The 18,762-nt window shown below is 73.5% G+C and carries 19 protein-coding genes, 2 tRNA genes and 1 pseudogene; 11 read left to right on the forward strand and 11 right to left on the reverse strand.

The features are described 5' to 3' along the window. Positions 1–41: 41 nt before the first annotated feature. Positions 42–1,343 (reverse strand): sugar transferase, encoded by a 1,302-nt coding sequence (locus AB0F68_RS30825; protein ID WP_357344636.1) that lies wholly within the window; start codon positions 1,341–1,343, stop codon positions 42–44. 363 nt (positions 1,344–1,706) lie between these two features. Continuing rightward, on the reverse strand, positions 1,707–2,777 hold the full coding sequence (locus AB0F68_RS30830; protein ID WP_357344595.1) for an LCP family protein: 1,071 nt from the start codon (positions 2,775–2,777) through the stop codon (positions 1,707–1,709). Positions 2,778–2,904: 127 nt separating this feature from the next. Here AB0F68_RS30830 and AB0F68_RS30835 point away from each other — a divergent pair, with 127 nt between their 5' ends. Both AB0F68_RS30835 and AB0F68_RS30840 read left to right on the forward strand, forming a co-directional pair. Beyond that, positions 2,905–3,738, forward strand: coding sequence for a class I SAM-dependent methyltransferase (locus tag AB0F68_RS30835; RefSeq protein WP_357344598.1), 834 nt, complete (start codon positions 2,905–2,907; stop codon positions 3,736–3,738). An 87-nt stretch (positions 3,739–3,825) separates the two neighbouring features. Then, on the forward strand, positions 3,826–4,833 hold the full coding sequence (locus AB0F68_RS30840) for an expansin EXLX1 family cellulose-binding protein (protein ID WP_357344600.1): 1,008 nt from the start codon (positions 3,826–3,828) through the stop codon (positions 4,831–4,833). A gap of 36 nt (positions 4,834–4,869) precedes the next feature. Here the strand turns inward: AB0F68_RS30840 and AB0F68_RS30845 are convergent, their stop codons facing one another. The 4 genes from AB0F68_RS30845 to bcp form a co-directional block, all read right to left on the reverse strand. Then, positions 4,870–5,409 carry a GNAT family N-acetyltransferase gene (locus tag AB0F68_RS30845; protein WP_357344602.1) on the reverse strand — a complete coding sequence of 180 codons (540 nt, stop codon included), beginning with the start codon at positions 5,407–5,409 and terminating at the stop codon, positions 4,870–4,872. A gap of 56 nt (positions 5,410–5,465) precedes the next feature. Further along, positions 5,466–5,551, reverse strand: a tRNA-Leu gene (locus AB0F68_RS30850). A 148-nt stretch (positions 5,552–5,699) separates the two neighbouring features. After that, positions 5,700–6,245 carry a hypothetical protein gene (locus tag AB0F68_RS30855; protein WP_357344604.1) on the reverse strand — a complete coding sequence of 182 codons (546 nt, stop codon included), beginning with the start codon at positions 6,243–6,245 and terminating at the stop codon, positions 5,700–5,702. Positions 6,246–6,275: 30 nt separating this feature from the next. Then, on the reverse strand, positions 6,276–6,746 hold the full coding sequence (bcp, locus tag AB0F68_RS30860; RefSeq protein WP_357344606.1) for a thioredoxin-dependent thiol peroxidase: 471 nt from the start codon (positions 6,744–6,746) through the stop codon (positions 6,276–6,278). Positions 6,747–6,867: 121 nt separating this feature from the next. On the opposite strand from bcp, the gene AB0F68_RS30865 reads away from it, so the two are divergent. From AB0F68_RS30865 to AB0F68_RS30880, 4 genes are read left to right on the forward strand one after another with little or no spacing between them, the layout of a single operon-like run. Beyond that, positions 6,868–7,587 (forward strand): energy-coupling factor ABC transporter permease, encoded by a 720-nt coding sequence (locus AB0F68_RS30865; protein WP_357344608.1) that lies wholly within the window; start codon positions 6,868–6,870, stop codon positions 7,585–7,587. After that, positions 7,584–8,006, forward strand: a complete 423-nt coding sequence (locus AB0F68_RS30870; RefSeq protein ID WP_357344610.1) for a PDGLE domain-containing protein — start codon at positions 7,584–7,586, stop codon at positions 8,004–8,006. Before AB0F68_RS30865 ends, AB0F68_RS30870 begins: the two co-directional genes overlap by 4 nt. Positions 8,007–8,013: 7 nt before the next feature. After that, a complete protein-coding gene (gene cbiQ / locus AB0F68_RS30875; RefSeq protein ID WP_357344612.1) occupies positions 8,014–8,784 on the forward strand; it encodes a cobalt ECF transporter T component CbiQ in 771 nt (256 codons plus the stop codon). Continuing rightward, positions 8,781–9,542, forward strand: a complete 762-nt coding sequence (locus AB0F68_RS30880; RefSeq protein ID WP_357344614.1) for an ABC transporter ATP-binding protein — start codon at positions 8,781–8,783, stop codon at positions 9,540–9,542. Before cbiQ ends, AB0F68_RS30880 begins: the two co-directional genes overlap by 4 nt. A 64-nt stretch (positions 9,543–9,606) precedes the next feature. Here the strand turns inward: AB0F68_RS30880 and AB0F68_RS30885 are convergent, their stop codons facing one another. Genes AB0F68_RS30885 through AB0F68_RS30900 form a run of 4 tightly spaced genes read right to left on the reverse strand, consistent with a single transcriptional unit; the run spans position 9,607 to position 12,563 of the window. Further along, positions 9,607–10,713, reverse strand: a complete 1,107-nt coding sequence (locus tag AB0F68_RS30885; RefSeq protein WP_357344616.1) for a hypothetical protein — start codon at positions 10,711–10,713, stop codon at positions 9,607–9,609. Next, positions 10,710–11,426, reverse strand: coding sequence for a thioredoxin domain-containing protein (locus AB0F68_RS30890; RefSeq protein ID WP_357344618.1), 717 nt, complete (start codon positions 11,424–11,426; stop codon positions 10,710–10,712). The genes AB0F68_RS30885 and AB0F68_RS30890 overlap by 4 nt, the downstream gene beginning before the upstream one ends. After that, positions 11,419–11,940 (reverse strand): MauE/DoxX family redox-associated membrane protein, encoded by a 522-nt coding sequence (locus AB0F68_RS30895; RefSeq protein ID WP_357344620.1) that lies wholly within the window; start codon positions 11,938–11,940, stop codon positions 11,419–11,421. The genes AB0F68_RS30890 and AB0F68_RS30895 overlap by 8 nt, the downstream gene beginning before the upstream one ends. Positions 11,941–11,972: 32 nt before the next feature. Continuing rightward, positions 11,973–12,563, reverse strand: a complete 591-nt coding sequence (locus AB0F68_RS30900) for a sigma-70 family RNA polymerase sigma factor (protein WP_357344622.1) — start codon at positions 12,561–12,563, stop codon at positions 11,973–11,975. Positions 12,564–12,816: 253 nt separating this feature from the next. Between AB0F68_RS30900 and AB0F68_RS30905 the strand changes: the two genes are divergently transcribed. The 3 genes and pseudogenes from AB0F68_RS30905 to AB0F68_RS30915 form a co-directional block, all read left to right on the forward strand. After that, complete coding sequence (locus tag AB0F68_RS30905; protein WP_357344624.1) at positions 12,817–14,499, forward strand: copper resistance protein CopC; 1,683 nt, start codon at positions 12,817–12,819, stop codon at positions 14,497–14,499. A 16-nt stretch (positions 14,500–14,515) separates the two neighbouring features. After that, entirely contained in the window at positions 14,516–15,256 is a 741-nt protein-coding gene (locus AB0F68_RS30910) for a YcnI family protein (protein WP_357344626.1), read from the forward strand. A gap of 666 nt (positions 15,257–15,922) precedes the next feature. Then, positions 15,923–16,210, forward strand: a pseudogene (locus tag AB0F68_RS30915) (hypothetical protein); the annotation flags it as partial. A gap of 281 nt (positions 16,211–16,491) precedes the next feature. On the opposite strand, the gene AB0F68_RS30920 reads toward AB0F68_RS30915, so the two are convergent. Further along, positions 16,492–17,763 (reverse strand): glycosyltransferase 87 family protein, encoded by a 1,272-nt coding sequence (locus AB0F68_RS30920; protein ID WP_357344628.1) that lies wholly within the window; start codon positions 17,761–17,763, stop codon positions 16,492–16,494. A gap of 73 nt (positions 17,764–17,836) precedes the next feature. Here AB0F68_RS30920 and orn point away from each other — a divergent pair, with 73 nt between their 5' ends. After that, on the forward strand, positions 17,837–18,427 hold the full coding sequence (orn, locus tag AB0F68_RS30925) for an oligoribonuclease (protein WP_107076022.1): 591 nt from the start codon (positions 17,837–17,839) through the stop codon (positions 18,425–18,427). Between the two features lie 102 nt (positions 18,428–18,529). After that, positions 18,530–18,605, forward strand: a tRNA-His gene (locus AB0F68_RS30930). Positions 18,606–18,762: the final 157 nt, after the last annotated feature.

Here is an 18,762-nt window from a genome sequence, read left to right on the forward strand (position 1 = left end):
GGTCGACAGGGGGTCGGGTAGCTATGTACGGCCGGCCGGGCTCAACGCCCGCCACCGCGGAAGACCTCCGCGACGGTACGCAGCACGATCTTGATGTCGAGCCAGAGCGACCAGTTCTCGACGTAGTAGTTGTCGAACCGCGCCCGGTCGGAGATCGGGGTGTCGCCCCGCAGGCCGCTGACCTGCGCGAGCCCGGTGAGCCCGACGGGGACCCGGTGCCGCATCGCGTAGTCGGGGTATTCGACCGAGAACTTCTCGACGAAGTACGGCCGCTCCGGCCGGGGCCCCACCACGCTCATCTCACCGCGCAGGATGTTCCAGAGCTGGGGCAGTTCGTCCAGCGACGTACGGCGCATGAACCGCCCGATCGGCCCGACCCGCCGGTCGTTCGCGATGGACCAGTTCGTCTGCGACTCGTGCTCGTCGACCGGCCGCATCGAGCGGAACTTGATGACCTTGAACGGCTCGCCGTACCGGCCGATCCGCTCCTGGTAGAAGAAGATGCCGCGGCCACCGTCGAGGAACGTCGCGATCGCGCAGAGCAGGAGCACCGGGCTCAGCACGATCAGCGCCAGCGCGGCGAAGACCACGTCGGACGCCCGCTTGATCTTCCACCGTGGACCGGTGAGCGTGGTATCCCCGATCTTGACGATCGGGATGGCCCCGATGTGGTCGGGGTATCCGCCCTGGGACCGGGAGCCCCAGAGGCGGGGCACCGCCCAGAGGTCGCAGCGCGAGCTGGCCGGCTGGAGCAGGGTCTCCATCAGGGTGGACTCCGAGCAGTCCGGGTCGGCGATGACCAGGACCTCGCACTCCAGCATCGTGGTGAGCTTCTCGATGTCGTCGAGGGTGCCGATCAGCGGAACCGACCCGACGCGCTGCCGGGACGGGGCATCGACACAGCCGACGAACCGGAGGCCGTACTGCGGGTAGCGGCGGAGCAGCCGGGCGAGCTCGACGCCGACCGGACCGCCACCGATGATGATCGCGTTGTGCTCCACCCACCGCCGCTTACGCGCGACGAGCATGAACTTGCGGTTGACCGCGCGACCGACGATCACCAGGCCGGCGGAGAGCGCGACGCCCTGCATGAACCCACTGACGTACGGCACCGAGTCGTGGCGCTCGGCCGCGATGATGGCCACCACCGCGCCGGAGGCGAGAAGTCGCCCGCCGAGGATCGGCAGTTCGTCCAGGATGCTGATGTGCCGGCGGGGCCGGTAGAGCCCGCCCGCGGCGAAGAAGACCACCGTGAGGCCGGCGTTGACCAGGGTCCCGCGCCAGTAGTGATGGGTCAGCAGCAGCGGGGCCAGCAGTGCGACGACGTCGATGGGTGCCGTCATCATCCAGGCCCGGAGCCAGCGCGTGCGCCTCGACGTCCGGGAGCCGGCATACGGCAGCACCGTGGTCGTGTCCAGACCGGGGCGGGTCTCCGCCACGGCCGGCGGCTCCTTCGCCGACCGGACGGGTGGGATCACCACGGTGATCCCCGCACCGCCCGGCGAGTCATCCTGCGTTGTCACCGGCTGCTGGGACGCTCCGTTGAGTGTCGGCGCGGACGCAGCAGGATGACCAAACGCCGTTGGGCGTGACATGGTCGTTTCCTTCCCCCGTGAAGCCCCCTGCGCAGATGGGAAACGCCGAGGCGATCGAAGGATACGAGCGGGTCACCCGCGCCGCCAGAGCCGGCACGGTAGTTCGACGTCCTACTTTCCGGCAGCCAGGATGTCGGGGACCGAGTCGCTGCGGACCGCGTCGAAGAGGGTCTTGGCCTTCGCCGTGTTCGCGAACACGACGCTCTCGGTGCCGACCCGGCCCGTCCCCTTGACCGGGCAGGTAAAGAAGCCGAGGTTGCCACTCCGCAGGCCACGCATCTCCATCGCCAGGTCCAGGATGGACAACGACTTGTCCACCGACACCGCGCTCGACGTGGCCCGCACGAACGAGTTCAGCTTGCCGGGGTTGGCCAGCACGCCGCCGGAGGCCGCCTTGTCCAGAATCGCCTTGATCACCTGCTGCTGGTGCCGGATCCGGGCGAAGTCGCCGTCGGCGAAGGCATGCCGCTCGCGCGCGTAGTCGAGCGCGGCGGCGCCGTCCATGGTCTGCGGACCCGTGGCGAACGTCCGGCTGCCGCTCAGGGAGTACTTCGTGGTGAAGCCCTTCTCCACGTTGATCTCGACACCACCCAGGGCGTCGACGATCTCCTTGAAACCGGCGAAGTCGACCATCGCGACGTGGTCGACGCGCACGCCGGTGAACTTCTCCACGGTCTGCACCATCAGCGGCACGCCGCCCCAGGCGTAGGCGGCGTTGATCTTGGCGTCCCGGCCGCCCCGGCCCTCCGCGGACTTAGGGACGGCCGTCCAGGTGTCCCGCGGGATCGAGATGAGCTGCGCGCTCGAGCGGTCCTTCGGCAGGTGCGCCAGGATGATCGTGTCGCTCCGGGAACCCCCGCTGTTCTCCGGGTCGCGGGAGTCGCTGCCCAGGATCATGATGTTCATGGCGCCCTTGGCCACGACCTGCGGCCTGGACTCCTCGGGCACCCCCGTGAAGGCGTCGACCCGGTCGATGGAGTTGTTGACCGAACGGTAGTACAGGCCACCGGCCAGCATGCCGCCGCCGGCGAGCACGACCACCACCAGCAGCACGATCAGGGCGATACGCCGCCCGCGGCGACGTCGCCGAGGCGGTGTGACGTTCTCATCCGCTCCGCCCTGCTCCACTTCGAACGCGGGGAAGCGGGTGTGCGGGTCGGCGAGCCGGTGACGATCTGACATGGTCGCGATGCTACTGACTCACCTTTCGGTGCGGGGACCCTCGTCCGGCCGGTCAGCCCCGACCACCCGGTCGGCGAATCGAAACTTCTCTCGCCGTCGGTGTCCCCGACCTGGTACAACCGCACAGGTGGATGCAACGAAGCTCCGCCGGGCCATCGCCCGGACCCGGCTGGCGCCGGTCGCCGCCTTCCCCAAGCGCCTGGCCCGGGTGGCCCGGCACGACGCCCGGGTGCTGCGCACCTCCGCGCGATGGCTGCTCACCTCCCGGGAGCACCACAACTACACCTACGAGCTGACCAAGCTCAGCCGGCACCACCTGGCCTGGTTCGTCAGCGTGGTCTGCGACGTCCCGGTCGGGCAGGTGCGCCGCTGGTTCGCCGAGATCGAGGGCGACGACAAGCTGCGCGGGCACATCGAGACCGCCACCGCCGCCGCGTCCCGCCGCGGCCTGGCCGACCGGCAGGTCCGCTACGCCCGCCGCATCGGCTGGTACGCCATCGTTCGCGCCCGCAAGCCCGCCCACGTCGTGGAGACCGGTGTCGACAAGGGCCTCGGCAGCTGCGTCCTGGCCGCCGCCCTGCTGCGGAACGCCGCCGAGGGCCACCCCGGCCGGCTCACCTCCCTCGACATCAACCCGGAGGCCGGCTACCTCGCCCGGGCCACCCCGTGGGCCGACGTGGTCGACCTCGTCATCGGCGACTCGGTCGCCTCGATCCGCGCGCTGGAGCGGCCGATCGACCTCTTCCTGCACGACAGCGACCACAGCCGGGTGCACGAGCGCAGCGAGTTCGAGGCCGTCGAGGCGAAGCTCGCCCCCGGCGCCATGCTGCTCACCGACAACGTCACCGCCACCAACGTCCTCGCCGAGCACGCCGAACGAACCGGCCGCCGGTTCCTCGCCTACCGCGAGACCCCGGCCCGGCACTGGTACCCGGGCGACGGCATCGGCGTCGCCTGGTGAGGGTCCTGCCGCCGGATCGGGAGCCGGTCTTAGCTTTCGCTTAGCCGGCTTGTCCGGTGCCCCGCCGGTCCGGCAGCATCGACCGCCGTGACCGACGGCAGCGCCCCCAGCCGCCCGACCCCCGCCGGGGGCGAACACACGCCCACCCGGGCCGGCCACCGCCGTGCCCCCACCGGCCCGCGCCGCTGGCTCGCCGCCGGCGGCCTCGCCGCGCTCGCCGCCGTGGTCGGGGTGACCCTCGCGGTACGCGGCGGCGCCGCACCCGCCTGCGCCGCCCCGCCGCCCCGCGCCCTGCCCGCCGGGGCGCTCGCCGCACCGCCGCTCGGCGGCACCGTCCACACCGGAAGGGCGACCTTCTACGACTCGAAGGGGGCCGGCGGAAACTGCTCGCGGCCCACCGCACCCGCCAACCGCCTCTACGTCGCCCTCGGCCCCGACGAGTACGCGGCCGACGCGTCCTGCGGCGGCCACCTCGATGTCACCGGCCCCAAGGGCACCGTCCGGGTCCTCGTCATGGATCGGTGCCCGGAGTGCGAACCCGGCCACCTCGACCTCTCCGCCGAGGCCTTCGCCCGGATCGCCGACCCGGTGCAGGGGGTGGTGAAGGTCAGCTACCGGGCGGTGGTGAACCCACCGTTACCCGGCCCGCTCACCTTCCGCGTCAAGGAGGGCGCGTCGCAGTGGTGGTTCGCCGTCCTGGTCGGCGACCACGGCAACCCGCTGCGCGCCGTCGAGGTGCGGCAGGGCGGATCGTGGCGCGCCGCCGCCCGCCAGGACTACAACTACTGGCTCATCGACTCCGGCGCCGGCCCCGGGCCGTACACCATTCGGGTCACCGACGTGTACGGCCACCGCGCCACCGCCACCGGCATCCGGCTGCTCCCCGGCCAGGTCCAGCGCAGCACGGTCCGGATGTACGGCGACACCGCGGCCCGGTCGGCCACGCCCAGCCGCTCGCCGTCCGCCCGGCCCAGCCCCCGGCCGAGCGCCTCGGCCACGCCGACGGTCACCGCGCCGCCCGGGACGCCCGCCGTGGTGGACGCGGCCGCCGCCCCGCCGGCCACCCTCGCCCCGGCCCCCGCCGGCTGCGGCTGACCGCTCGCAGTCTGAGCGGCCCGTGCGGGATGGGGGTCAGTCAGTGGCGGGGTCCAGGTCGAGCCACATGAAGACCTCGTCCCGGTCGTCGCCTGGGGCGAGCCGCAGCGCGCCGGGCAGGCGCCCGACCTCGCGGTACCCGAGGCGCTCGTAGAACCCGCCCAGGCCCAGCCCGTCCCGGACGGTCACGTGCAGCGCCGCCACGCCCAGTTCCCGGCCGATCCGCTCGGCCTCGCGCATCAGCGCCGCGCCGTAGCCGCGCCCCTGCGTGTCCGGGTGCACCATGACCCGCTTCAGCACCCGCCAGTGCGTCTTCAGGTGGAACCGGTTGTCCGCGATGATCAGGACGCCGACGAGGCGGTCCCCCTCGTAGCCGACCAGCAGCCGGTCCGGCCCGTCGCTGATCGCGGCGAAGGTCGCCACGGCCATGGGTCGCACCTCGGCCTCGGTCACCGGGGCGACGAAGCCGACCGCGCCGCCGGCGTTGGTCACGTCCACCCAGAGGGCGATAATCTGCTCGCGCAGCTCAGGAGTGAGGTCGGGGTCCAGGACGAAGCGCAGGTTCACGCCAGCCATCCTGCGCGAGACGCCACGGCATGGGCCCGGGTTCGTGATCCATGTGACACTGCTGCTGGTGCGGGAGGGGGGTTTCGAACCCCCACGTCCTCTCGGACACAGGCTCCTAAGGCCTGCGCGTCTGCCGTTCCGCCACTCCCGCCGACCCGCTGAGTCTAGAGCGTCCCGCCGAGACGGTCTGCACTCCGGCCCGCCGCAGAAATGTTCGACACCGTGCCGTGGCTGATCGCCCACCCGCCGTCGGATGCCAGCCGGATGGCTTCCCGTTTCCGCCTGGCGGAGCAGGCCCTTCAGCGGTCCATCGCCAGTCGTTTCCCCGCAGCCGGTGCTGCCGGGTCCGGTGCAGGTGGGGGAGGGAGCCCGGCGCCGCTCTTGTTGCGCCCGGCGAAGGTGTCGGTCTGGCTGTGGCAGTTCGGGCAGAGTATCCGCAGGTTCGGTGGCCGCTTGTCGAGGAAGTCGCCGTTGACGTGGTCGACGTGCAGGGTCAGCGGCCGGTCGCGCCAGACCGGGCCGACGCGACACTCCTCGCACTGCTCGGGCACGCCGATGTCGCCAAGGGCCCACTTCAGCCGGGTGCCGGGAGTGCGCCGCGAACCGGCGGGCAGTTGCACCAGCAGTTGCGATGAGGTGGTGCGCCGCACATCGCGCTGCCCCTTGTTGTGCGCGGTGCGGGTGAAGTGGGAGGTGTCGACGCCGAAGCGCTTGAGCTGCCGGCTGATGTGGGCGTGCGACCCGCCGCTCACCCGTACCCCGAGCAGCCGCATCACCTCGGTGACGCTGCGCGCCTGCGCCGCCGCTGCCGCCAGCCGCTCCGGCGAGTATTTGTAGCGAGGCACGCGCCGACGGTAACGGCGGCCTACGACAGGTCAGTCGAGGCCGAGGTCGCGGCGCAGCTTGGCGACGTGGCCGGTGGCCTTGACGTTGTAGAGCGCCCGTTCGATCTTCCCGTCCTCGTCGATGACGAAGGTCGAGCGGATCACCCCGGTGACGGTCCGGCCGTACATCTGCTTCTCGCCGAACGCGCCGTACGCGGTCAGCACGGCCTTGTCGGTGTCGCCCACCAGCGGGAAGGTGATGGCGTCCCGGTCGCGGAACTTGGCCAGCTTCTCCGGCTTGTCCGGGGAGATGCCGACCACCTCGAAGCCGGCGGCCTGGAGCGAGGCGAGCGAGTCGCGGAAGTCGCACGCCTGCTTGGTGCAGCCGGGCGTCATGGCGGCCGGGTACGCGTACAGGATGACCTTGCGGCCGCGCAGGTCGGCCAGGGACAGGGTCCCGCCGGTGTCGGTGGGAAGGGTGAATTCGGGGGCGGGGTCGCCGGGGTTCAGGCGGTCGGTCATGGCGCTGACGATACCGCCGCCGTCCGGTTCGGCGCGGGTGGCGACGCGCCGTCGGGTGATGATCACCATGGCTTGTTGCAAGGGATTGGCAACAACGGCCTCACGCAAATAGGCTCGGCCCGTGGAAACCCTGGCGATGCACATCTCGAACGGGATCATCGACGGTCCCGTCGCGGCGGTGTTCGCGGCCCTCGCGCTGGCCGTGCTCACCTTCTGCGTGCTGCGCGGCCGCCGTGACCTCGACGACCGGCTGGCCCCGATGGCCGGCCTGGTGGCCGCGTTCATCTTCGCCGTGCAGATGCTCAACTTCCCGATCTTCACGGCCGGGGTGAGCGGCCACCTGCTCGGTGGCGCCCTCGCCGCGATGCTGGTCGGCCCGTGGGTCGGCGCGCTCTGCGTTGCCGTCGTGCTGGTCGTGCAGGCGCTGGTCTTCGGCGACGGCGGGGTGGCCATGCTCGGCCTCAACATCACCAACATGGCGCTCCTGGGCACCGCCGCGGCGTACCTGCTGATCGCGCTGCTGCTGCGGGTGCTGCCGCGCACCCCGACCGGGCTCGCCGTGACCGCCTTCATGTCCGCGCTGGTCAGCGTCGTGGTGGCGTCCCAGGGCTTCGTGCTCCAGTACTGGCTGGGCGGCACCACCGACCTGGGCGGCAACCTCACCGGGCTGGCCGGCACGATGGCCGGCGTCCACCTGCTGATCGGCATCGGCGAGGGCCTGATCACCGCGACCACCGTGGTCACCGTCGCCAAGGTCCGCCCCGACCTGGTGTACGCCCTGCGCGCCCTGAAGCCGGCCGTGCCGGCTCCCGCCGTCCCGGTCGCCGGAGGTGCCCGATGAGCAAGCGTCCCTGGCCGTTCGTCCTCGGCGGTCTGCTGGTCGCCCTGCTGCTGGCCGGCGTGGTCAGCAACTACGCCTCGGCCCACCCGGACGGGCTCGACTCGTCGCTGCTCAAGGGCTGCACGGTGAACGCCGATGACGAGATCACCGGCGGCAGCTGCCCGGCCCAGCAGGCGAAGGACCACGAGCTGGCCGACAGCCCGCTCGCCGACTACGGCGTCCGGGGGGTGAGCAACGGCTTCCTCTCCACCGGCCTGTCCGGCGTGCTGGGCGTGCTGCTCACCTTCGCCCTCGGCGGCGGCCTGTTCTGGCTGGCCCGTCGCCGCGGTCCGGCGACCGACCGGGCAGCCGGCCCGGCCGGCTCCACGGGTGACCCGACCGCCGACGAGCGCGCGGCGCGCGCCGCCGGAAACCGCTGAGCCGCGGATGGGCGCCGGCCACGCGCACGTGCTGTACCGCGAGTCGTCCTCGCCGGTGCATCGCCTCCCCCCGGAGGTGAAGATCGCCGCGATGGTGCTGTTCACCCTCGCGGTGGTCGCCACGCCCCGGGAGGCCTACTGGGCCTTCGGCGGGTACGCCCTGCTGGTCGCCGCCGTGGCGGGGCTGGCCCGGGTGGGGCCGCGCTGGCTGCTCGCCCGGGCGCTGATCGAGTTGCCGTTCGTGCTGTTCGCGGTCGCGCTGCCGTTCCTCGGCGCGGGGGAGCGGGTCGAGGTGGCCGGGCTGAGCCTCTCCGTCGACGGGCTGCACGGCGCGTGGAACATCCTGGCGAAGGGCACGCTCGGCGTACTCGCGTCGCTCCTGCTGGCGGCGACCACGACGACGCGTGACCTGATCGTCGGCCTGGACCGGCTGCGCTGCCCGCAGGTCCTCACCCAGATCGCCACTTTCATGCTGCGCTACCTGGACGTGCTGGTGGGGGAGGCCCGGCGGATGCGGGTGGCCCGGGTGTCCCGGGGCGACGACCCGCGCTTCCTCTGGCAGCTCCGCGGTTTCGCCGCCGGGGTCGGCGCGCTCTTTTTGCGCGCCTTCGAGCGTGGCGAGCGGGTCTACCTGGCCATGGTCTCCCGCGGCTACACCGGCCGGATGCCGGCGGTCTGGCAGGGCGCGGGCGCGGCCACCGCCGGCCAGTGGGCGGCCGCCGCCACCGTGCCGGCGATCGCGGCCACCATCGCCGCCGTCGCGCTCGTGCTGACATGATCGGGTACGTGCAGCAGCCGCCCTCCCTGGACGTCCGCGGCGTCCGGTACGCGTACCCGGACGGTCACGTCGCCCTGCACGGGGTGGACCTGACCGTGCCGCGCGGCGACCGGGTGGCGCTGCTCGGGCCGAACGGCGCCGGCAAGACCACCCTGGTGCTGCACCTCAACGGCATCCTCACCCCCACCGAGGGCACGGTGAGCGTGGGCGGCCTGACGGTGAGCCGGGACCGGGACACCCTCGCCGAGATCCGCCGCCGGGTGGGCATCGTCTTCCAGGACCCGGACGACCAGCTCTTCCTGCCCACGGTCGCCGAGGACGTCGCGTTCGGGCCGGCCAACCTGGGGCTGCGCGGGGCGGAACTGGCCGCCCGGGTGGACGAGGCGCTCGCCGCGGTGGGGATGAGCGAGCACCGGGACCGGGCGCCGCACCACCTCTCCTTCGGGCAGCGCCGCCGGGTGGCGGTGGCCACCGTGCTCGCCATGCGTCCGGAGATCCTGGTGCTGGACGAGCCGTCGTCCAACCTCGACCCGGCCGCCCGCCGGGAGCTGGCGGAGATCCTGCGGGGCCTCCCGGTGACCCTGCTCATGGTCACCCACGACCTGCCGTACGCGGTGGAGCTCTGCGACCGGGCGGTGATCCTGGACGCCGGCCGCATCGCCGCCGACGCCCCCACCCTGGACCTGCTCTCCGACGAGGCACTGCTGGCCCGACACCGCCTCGAACTTCCCTACGGCTTCGCCCCCCGCCGCTCCTGACCCCGCGATCCTGCACTTCCGGCCCTCGTGGACCGGGACGACAGCCGCGGATCGGGGGCCACAACTACAAGATCGGCGAGCGCGGGGCGGCCGGGGTGGGGCGGGCGGCGTGGGCGGCGTGGGCGGCGGTGCGCAGGCGGAGCAGCCCCGCGGCGACGGCGCCGGCTCCGGTGGCGAGGGCCAGCGTGACCAGGACCCGGGCGAGGATGGGCGGCCCGGCGACCGGGGCCACCGAGCGGGACAGGACGGCCAGGTTCGACACGCCGGCGAACAGGGTCAGGCACGCGCCGGCCAGGGCCAGCGCGAAGTCGGCGGCCGGGCGGCGGGCCAGCGCGTACCCGCCGGCGGCGAGCGCGCCGAGCCCGGTGAGCAGCGTCCACATCTGCCCGGTGAGCAGTTCGAGCAGCACCCCGCCGGCTCCGGCGGCGCCGGTGTCCAGGGCCTTGCCCACGGTCAACGCCACGGTCGCCGCCCCGCCCAGGGCGAGCAGCGCGCCCACCCCGCGCAGCGCGCGGACGCCGGTGGCGGTGCCGGCCGGGACCAGCCCGGCCGCGCCGATCAGCAGGAAACCGAGGGTGGCCGCCACCCACCACGGGTACGCGTCCGGCGGCGGCACCCAGTCGAGGGTGCCGCGCACCTCGACCGTTCCGGTGCCGGCGCGCAGCGGCACCACCCAGCCGCGGACCCGCTGCTCGCGGCCCGGATCGGCGGCCACCTGCGCCGGCGGGGCCGACTCCAGCCAGAGCGTGCGCTGGTCGTGCCAGCGGGCCGTCGGCCCGTCGGAGATCCGCCGCCACACCGGCGCGGCCGCCGGGTCGGCCTCCGGCGGGAGCTGGGTGTCCCCGGCGAGGGTGCGGTTCAGGTAGGTGGCGGGGGAGCGGCTGTTCTCGTACACCCCGCCGGGCCCGATCCGCAGGTACGGCTCCCCGGAGTAGCCGAGCACCTCGACGTCGGCGCCGGTGCGATTGGTCAGCTCCAGCCGCGCGCCGGCCTCGACCATCCGTGCGGTGAGCCCGGGTCGGTCCGGGGCGACCCCGGTGACCTCGGCCCGGTAGTCGGTGCCGTCGGGGGCGTCCGCGCCGTGCGCGGCGGCCGGGGTGGCGAGGGCGAGCAGGGCGGCGAGCGCGGCGGTGAGCACCAGCCCGGCCCGCCGCAGCGGTGCGGGGATCACTTGCCGGCCGCCTCCACGGCCGCCCTGATCCCCTCCGGGCTGCGGTCCTCGACATTCTGGCCGTTGACCCGGATGGTCGGGGTGCCGGTCACGCCGGACTTGCTGGCGTCGTCGGTAACGTGCTCGGTCCACCCCTTGTACTTGCCGTCCTTGACGCAGGAGCCGAAGTCATTCCGGTTCAGCCCGACGCCGGCGCCGATGTCGATCAGCTCGTCGTCGCTGAGCCCGGCGCTGCCCTCGGCCGGCTGCCGGGCGAAGAGCTGGTCGGTGAACTCCTTGAACTTGCCGCCCTGGGCGGCGCAGCCGGCGGCGGCCGAGGAACGGGTGGAGTATTCCGTGGTGGAGAAGCGGTTGAGGAAGGCCACCGGGTGGAAGATCACGCGGACCTTCTCGTCGCTGATCAACTGGTTGATGGTCGGGCCGCTGGTCTCCTGGAAGTTCTTGCAGACCGGGCAGAGGTAGTCCTCGTAGAGGTCGATCGTGACCGGCCCGTCGCCGAGGACGATGCCGGTGCCGGGCGGATTGGCGCCGGGCGGGGTGGTGAAGGTCTCCGACTTCTGGCTGCGGTAGACCGACCAGCCGATCAGCCCGGCGATCAGCAGCACCGCCACCGCGGCGACGGAGGTCCAGATCGTGCGGGTGCGCCGCTTCTCCCGGGCGAGCTGGGCGCGGACCACCTGGGCAGCGTCCTTCCGCCCCTTGCGACTACTCATCCTCGACCTCCACGGTGTCGCCCGCCAGCCAGCCGTCCACCGAGAACGGGGTGCGGGGCCAGATCAGCAGGAACCCGGCCAGTAGCAGGAATCCCAGGTCCCGGAGGATCTCCGGGAGGTAGCTCGGGGCCTGGCCGGCGGCGAGCTGGCCGCCGCTGCCGAAGCAACCGCAGTCGATGGCCAGACCGCGGGACCAGGCCGAGGCGATGCCGGTGACGAAGACCACCAGCAGCGCCGCGGAGACGCCGGCGGCCAGCCGGGTGGCGAGCCCGACGAGCAGGAGCACGCCGAGCGCCAGCTCGACGAAGGGCAGCGCGGCGCCGATCACCGTGGCGAGGTCGTACGGCATCACCTGGTAGGCGTTGACCGCCCGGCCGGAGGCGGCCAGGTCGTCGACCTTCGCGGCGCCGGCGAGCAACCAGACGGCGGCCAGGCCGAGGCGGGCCGCGATGCCGAGCCAGGGCCGGACGGCGGACCGGCGGGCGGCCCGGGTGCGGGGTGCGGTCACGGTCATTTGTCGTCTCGGATCCGAGGAAAGTTCCACGGTCAGCCGGTCATCGCGTCGCCGGCGGCCTCGACCAGCTCGTCGCGGGCCCGAGCGACGCGGGAGCGGATGGTGCCCACCGGCACCCCCTCCACCGCGGCGGCCTCGGCGTACGACAGGCCGAGCAGCTGGGTGAGCACGAACGCGGAGCGCCGTTCGGCGGGGAGCCGGCGGACCAGGTCGCTGGCGCCGAGCTGGCCGGCCGGGTCCGGGTACGGCCGGTCGGTGGCCGCGTGCGCGGCGAGCCGCTCGTCCAGCCGCCGGCGGCGGACCACGGTACGCAGGTGGTCGGCGCAGGCCCGCCGGGCGATGCCGAGCAGCCAGGTCCGGGCGGTGGACCGCCCCTCGAAGCCCGGGAGCGCCCGGAACGCCCGCAGGTACGTCTCCTGGGTCAGGTCGTCCGCGCTGTCCGGGTCGACCAGGGCGGCGGCGAAGCGCCACACCTCGGCCTGGGTGGCCCGGACGAAGGCGGCCTGGGCGACCGGATCGCCGTCCCGGGCGGCCAGGGCCCAGTCGGTCGCGGCGTCCCGCGCAGCCTCGCGCGCCGCCGCCGCGGGGCGGCCGGCGAAGGTGTCGCGCGGGACGGGGATCACGACAGACGAGGTTACGCGGCCTACCTGTGCCGGACAGGGTCCTTCGGCCCATTCCGTGGCGTGGTCCCGCCCACGCCGGGAACTTTTCCCGCCCGCCCGCCGACTACCCCGGCATGACGTGCGACGACGTACGGGTGGCGCTCTCCGCGCGGCTGGACGGGGAGGCGGAGCGCCGGCTGCCCGCGGCGCCGGCGCCGGGACGCGGATGAGGCCGGGTCGCCGGACACCGCACGGTTCGGGAAGCATGATGGTCATGACTGCTGCCGTACGCCGCCGCCCCGTGGCCGTCGCCGACCGTCGCCCGGCCGCCCGCCTGGGGGCCCTCGCCGGACTGCTGGTCACCCTCGTCGCCCTGCTGCTGGCCCCGGCCACGCCGGCCAGCGCCCACGCGGTGCTGGTGAGCAGCAGCCCGGCCGCCTCGGCCGTGGTGCCCAGCGCGCCCGCCGAAGTGGTGATCACCTTCAGCGAGGGGGTCCGCAAGGTCCCCGACAAGGTCCGGGTGATCGCGCCCGACGGCTCCCGGGCCGACCGGGGCGAGCCCACCTTCAAGGGCGCCGTGGTCAGCATCCCGGTCGATCCGTCCGGCGCGCGCGGCACCTACCTGGTCAGCTACCGGGTGATCTCGGCGGACAGCCACCCGGTCTCCGGGGCGTTCACCTACTCGGTCGGCGCGCCCTCCACCCCGCCGTCCGACACCGGCACGGACACCCGGGCGAACCCGGTGGTGGAGAACGCGGTCAAGGTGGTCAAGTACCTCGGCTACGTCGGGTTGCTGCTGCTCGTCGGCCCGGCCCTGGTGCTGGCCGCGCTCTGGCCGCGCCGGCTGTCCCGGCGCGGCCCCGCCCGGCTGGCCTGGTCGGGGCTGGGCCTGCTGGCCGTGGCCACCCTCGCCGAGCTGTGGCTCCAGGTGCCCTACACCAACGGTGGGGGCCTGTTCGACGGCACCGGCTCCGGCCTCGGCGACGTGCTGGGTAGCGCGTACGGCACCGCGCACCTGGTCCGGCTCGGCCTGCTCGCCGCGGCGGCGTTCCTGCTCCGCCCGCTCTTCGCCGGGCCGGTCGGCCGCACCGACGGTCTCATCCTGGCCATCCTCGGCGGGGCGGCGCTGTTCACCTGGCCCTTCGCCGGCCACCCGGCCGCCTCGCCCGCGCCCGCGGTGTCGGTGGTGGTGGACGCCGTGCACCTGGGCAGCATGGCCGTCTGGCTGGGCGGCCTGGTGATGCTCGCGGTCTTCCTGCTGCGCCGGGCCGACGAGCGGGAACTGGACGCGATCCTGCCGATCTGGTCCCGGTGGGCGACGCTGGCGGTGGCCGCGCTGCTGCTCGCCGGCACCGTGCAGGGGCTGATCGAGGTGGCCACCCCGAAGGCGCTGGTCGACACCACGTACGGGCAGCTGCTGCTCGCCAAGATCGTGCTGTTCGCGCTGGTGATCGGGGTGGCCGCCTACTCGCGGGCGCTGGTCCGGCGGCGCACCGCCGCGGGCCGCCCCGGGGCGATGCGGCGGGCGGTGGTGGCCGAGCTGGCGATCACCGCCGTGGTGCTCGGCCTCTCGGCGACGCTGGTGCAGACCACCCCGGCCCGGACCGCCTCCGCCGATGTGGCCGGCAGCCCGGCCGGCTACTTCTCCGCGACGCTGAGCAGCCCGATCTACTCGCTCCAGGTCGAGGTGGACCCGGCCGAGACGGGCAGCAACTCGCTGCACCTCTACGCGTACACGAAGGACAACCGGCCCCAGCCGGTGCAGGAGTGGAAGGCCACCGCCGCGCTGCCGTCGGCGGGCATCGAGCCGATCACGATTCCGCTGCTGCCGCTGACCGACAACCACGCCTTCGGCGAGATCAACCTCCCGGCGGCGGGGCAGTGGCAGCTCCGCTTCACCGTCCGCACGTCCGACATCGACCAGGCCACGGTGACCGCCACCGTGTCCGTCAAGTAACGGAAGGCTCGCCCAGATGATCCGTCTCCGGCGTCCGGCAACCGCCGCCGCGCTCACCCTCGCCGCCGTGGCCACGGCCGTACTCGGTCTGGCCGGGCCGGCCTCGGCGCACGTCACCGTCAACCCGCAGGAGGCCACGCAGGGCAGCTACGGCCGCTTCGCCTTCCGGGTGCCGAACGAGAGCGACACGGCGTCGACCACCAAGGTGGAGGTGAACCTGCCGGAGAACGCTCCGGTCGGCTCGGTCTCCACCATGCCGGTGCCCGGCTGGACGGTGAGCATGGAGAAGCGCAAGGTCGACCCGCCGATCGAGGTGCACGGCAGCCAGCTCACCGAGGCCGTCTCCAAGCTCACCTGGACGGCCGCCCCGAACGGCGGGGTCAAGCCGGGCGAGTTCCAGGAGTTCGCGGTGTCGATGGGCCCGCTGCCGCAGGCCGACCGGATGGTGTTCAAGGTGCTCCAGACCTACTCGGACGGCAACGTCTCCCGCTGGATCGAGGAGCCCACGCCGGGGGCGGAGGAGCCGGAGAACCCGGCCCCGGTGCTCACCCTGACCGCCGCCTCGGCGTCCGCCTCGCCGGTCGCGAGCGCCCCGGCCCCGGCCCCGGCCGCGGCCGACGACGACGTTGACGACGACGCCGACACCGGCGCGGCCACCGCGTTCGGCGTGGCCGGTCTGGTCGCCGGCCTGGCCGGCCTGATCCTCGGCGGCCTGGCCTTCCTACGTACCCGCCGGGAGCCCGCCGCGAAGCCCTGACCCGCGCCGACCCCGCCGGCCCGTCGGATCTTCCGGCGGGCCGGCGGCCTTTCCGCGGTCCATCGGGTGCTTGCCGTGGATATCCGGCGATTGCCCGGTCGGCGTCGGTAAGGTCGGCCGGGTACTTCGCTACCGAGGGGGACGACGCGAATGCGTTTCGTGCGCACGATCGCCGGCATGCTGCTGTTGACCGTGGGGATTCCGGCCCTGCTGGCGGGCGCCGGGCTCTGGCTCGCCGCCCGGCACGCCGACCCGGACGGCGGCTTCGGCGCCCGCTTCGAGACGGTCCGCACCCCCGCCCGGGCGGTCGTGGTGACCGACGTGGACGCCCTGCTCCGCGCCGAGGCGCCGGTCGCCCGGACCGGGCAGGCCCGGCTGCGGCTCACCGCCCGGACCGCAGACGGCCCGGCCTTCCTCGGTCTCGCCCCGACCGACCAGGTGCAACGGTGGCTGGCCGACGTCCCGCACGCCACCGTGCGCCGGGTCGCGCTGGCCCGCGGGCCATTGCCGGTCCGCCTCGATCCGGCCACCGCCGGCACCGCCGCCGCCGTCCCGCTCGGCCAGGACTTCTGGGTACGCGAGGGGATCGGCGTCCTGGAGTGGAGCCCGGCCGAGCTGGCCGACCGGTCGCTGAGCCTGGTGGTGATGCGACCGGACGGACGACCCGACCTGGCCCTGGACCTGCGCGCCGAACTGCGCGCCGGCTGGTTCCCCGGGGTGGCCTGGGCGCTGCTGGCCGGCGGGGCGCTGCTGGTGGTCCTCGCCGTGGTCCTGCTGCTGCGCCCGGCCCGCCCACGCGAGGTGGTCTTCGTCGTCGAGCCCGACCAGGTTCCAGTGCTGGCCGGCCGGCTCGGGGTCAGCTCGCTCAGCGGGCTGGGCCAGCGGTCGGAGCCGGCCACCCTGCCCGACCGGCAACTGGTCTGCGTCGGGTCGGCGCCGGCTGAGCGGTCCCGCGCCGCGATCGGCCCGGTGCCGAGTCACCGGCCGGAGAGCCTGGCCGACCTGCCGGTCGACCCGGACTGGCCGTGGCCCCCGGTGACCACCGCGGAGGCGCCCCGACCGGTCCGGCCGGCCACACCGGTCGACGAGTGACACCGGCCCCGTACGGCGGGTGGCCCTCCGCGCTGCCGACGCGGAGGGCCACCGTCACCGGGGGATCGGTGCTACCTGGGAGAAACCTGAGGTAGTTGGGACCAGATTAGCGCCGAACGCCGCTTGTCGCGAGGTCTGTCCAGTTAGTGCACGTTCTCGGCCGCGACCCCGGCTCGCTCCGGCGCCTGCCGGCGGGTCGGCAGCAGGGCCAGCAGTAGCAGGCTGAGCAGCACGTACGCGTTGCGGGTGACGAACTCGGCGGGGTTGTCGGTGCGCGCCGGGGCGACTCCCCAGTCCTGGAAGGTGACCACCCCGTAGACGATCACGAAGCCGGTGCCGACGGCGAGGACGAGCAGCCAGCGCCGCCGGCGGGCAGTCGCCACCGTGTCCCGGTCGGCGTCCAGTGCCGCGTCGACCAGCACCACCATCGCCGGGATGAACCAGTACAGGTGGTGGGTCCAGGTGATCGGGCTGACCAGGCCACCGACCAGGCCGGTCAGGGTGAGGCCGGCCAGCGCGTCCCCGGCCCGCGCCGCCCGGGCGGCCCGCCACAGCCCGTACCCGGCCACCAGCAGCGCCAGCAGCAACCAGGGAAGCTGGCTGGGCTTGTCGGGCGCGGTGATCCGGCTGAGCAGGCCGAACAGCGACTGGTTGCCGGTGTAGTCGGTCCGGCCCACCCGGTCGGTCGCCCACAGCTCGTGGGTCCAGAACCGCCACGAGTCGCGGGGCGCGAGCGCCGCCGCGAACAGCGTGGCCAGCGTCGCAGTCACCGCGGCCACCGCCGCCGCCCGCCACCGCCGGGTGGCCAGCAGGTAGAGCACGAAGATGCCGGGGAAGAGCTTGAGCGCCGTGGCCAGCCCCACGCCCACGCCGGCCCAGCGCCGCCCCTGGGGTACGGCGAACAGCAGGTCGCTCAGGATCAGCACCACCAGCAGCATGTTGATCTGCCCGAAGGTGATTGTCTCCCGGGTGCTCTCCACCGCGAGGACCAGCAGCACGGCGACCGTGACGGTGAACAGCCTCGGCAGGTCGTGCCGCCGGACCAGGGGCAGCACCAGCCAGCGGGTGGTGACCACCACGCCGACCACGGTCAGCACCGTGAAGATCGCGATGGTGGCGCCGAGCGGCAGCAGCGCGAACGGCCGCAGCAGCAGCGCGGCGAACGGGGGATAGGTGAAGTAGAGCGCGCCCTGCACCCGGTCCGGCTGGACGTAGTCGTAGAGCGGATTGCCGGCCGCCCACCAGTCCATCGCCCGCATGTAGATCTTGAGGTCGAAGAAGTCGTGCACCAGGCCGGGCAGGTAGAGCGCCGGCAGCACCGCCGTGAGCGCCAGCACCGTGACCAGCCGACGGGCCGTGCGCCCGCCCGGATCGTCCTCGGTGACGGCGGGAGGTGCGACGGGTTCGGCTGGCACGGGGAAACCCTAGCGGTCCACTCGGCGAGGGTGCTTCAGGCGCGGGCGGGTCGGCGGCGCGTAGTCTGTTGCGGTGGCTGATCTTCTGGTCTGGATCGACTGTGAGATGACCGGGTTGGACCTCGGGCGGGATGCGCTGATCGAGGTCGCCGCGCTCGTCACCGACCCCGACCTCAACGTGCTCGGTGAGGGCGTCGACGTGGTCATCCACGCCGACGAGGCGGCGCTGGAGGCGATGCCGGAGATTGTGCGCACCATGCACGGCAAGTCCGGCCTCACCGAGGAGGTCCGCCGCTCCACGGTCACTTTGGCCGAGGCCGAGGACATGGTGCTCGACTATGTCGCCAGCCACGTGAAGGACCCGCGGACCGCGCCGCTCTGCGGCAACTCGATCGCCACCGACCGCGGCTTCATCGCCCGCGACATGCCCCGGCTCGACGCGCACCTGCACTACCGGATGATCGACGTCTCCTCGATCAAGGAACTCTGCCGGCGCTGGTACCCGCGGGTGTACTTCGGGCAGCCGCAGAAGGGGCTGGCCCACCGGGCGCTGGCCGACATCCGGGAGAGCATCCGCGAGCTGGAGTACTACCGGCGGACCGTCTTCGTGCCGCTGCCCGGCCCGGACGTGGAGAGCGCCAAGGCGATCGCCGCCCAGCTCTGAGCCCTGCCCGGCGGTCCGGCCGGAACCCGGTGGACGGGGTCGGCAGGGGTGTGGCTATTATTAGTCCGCGCCCCGCCCGGGTCGACCGGCGCGGAGAGCATGGTGGCTGTAGCTCAGTTGGCAGAGCACCGGGTTGTGGTCCCGGTTGTCGTGGGTTCAATTCCCATCAGTCACCCCAGGTGACCGAAGCCCCCTCCTCCGGGAGGGGGCTTCGGTCTTTTCCATGCCCTGAACGTCGAGCGGCCCCCCCCCCCCGGGGGGGGGGCCGCGGCGTGTAAGAAAAGCCCGGGGCGGGGACCGCGGGGAGGGCGCGCGGGGGGGGGGGTGGGTGGGCG

The organism is Micromonospora sp. NPDC023966 (assembly GCF_040639095.1).
In the GTDB taxonomy this organism is placed as follows: domain Bacteria; phylum Actinomycetota; class Actinomycetes; order Mycobacteriales; family Micromonosporaceae; genus Micromonospora.

What these genes read in the sequence shown, in the direction of transcription:
- AB0F68_RS30825 (WP_357344636.1), bottom strand. Translation starts at nt 1,343, where the DNA reads ATGACGGCACCCATCGACGTCGTCGCACTGCTGGCCCCGCTGCTGCTG.
- AB0F68_RS30830 (WP_357344595.1), bottom strand. Translation starts at nt 2,777, where the DNA reads ATGTCAGATCGTCACCGGCTCGCCGACCCGCACACCCGCTTCCCCGCG.
- AB0F68_RS30845 (WP_357344602.1), bottom strand. Translation starts at nt 5,409, where the DNA reads ATGGCTGGCGTGAACCTGCGCTTCGTCCTGGACCCCGACCTCACTCCT.
- bcp (WP_357344606.1), bottom strand. Translation starts at nt 6,746, where the DNA reads ATGACCGACCGCCTGAACCCCGGCGACCCCGCCCCCGAATTCACCCTT.
- AB0F68_RS30870 (WP_357344610.1), top strand. Translation starts at nt 7,584, where the DNA reads ATGAGCAAGCGTCCCTGGCCGTTCGTCCTCGGCGGTCTGCTGGTCGCC.
- cbiQ (WP_357344612.1), top strand. Translation starts at nt 8,014, where the DNA reads ATGGGCGCCGGCCACGCGCACGTGCTGTACCGCGAGTCGTCCTCGCCG.
- AB0F68_RS30880 (WP_357344614.1), top strand. Translation starts at nt 8,781, where the DNA reads ATGATCGGGTACGTGCAGCAGCCGCCCTCCCTGGACGTCCGCGGCGTC.
- AB0F68_RS30890 (WP_357344618.1), bottom strand. Translation starts at nt 11,426, where the DNA reads ATGAGTAGTCGCAAGGGGCGGAAGGACGCTGCCCAGGTGGTCCGCGCC.
- AB0F68_RS30895 (WP_357344620.1), bottom strand. Translation starts at nt 11,940, where the DNA reads ATGACCGTGACCGCACCCCGCACCCGGGCCGCCCGCCGGTCCGCCGTC.
- AB0F68_RS30905 (WP_357344624.1), top strand. Translation starts at nt 12,817, where the DNA reads ATGACTGCTGCCGTACGCCGCCGCCCCGTGGCCGTCGCCGACCGTCGC.
- AB0F68_RS30910 (WP_357344626.1), top strand. Translation starts at nt 14,516, where the DNA reads ATGATCCGTCTCCGGCGTCCGGCAACCGCCGCCGCGCTCACCCTCGCC.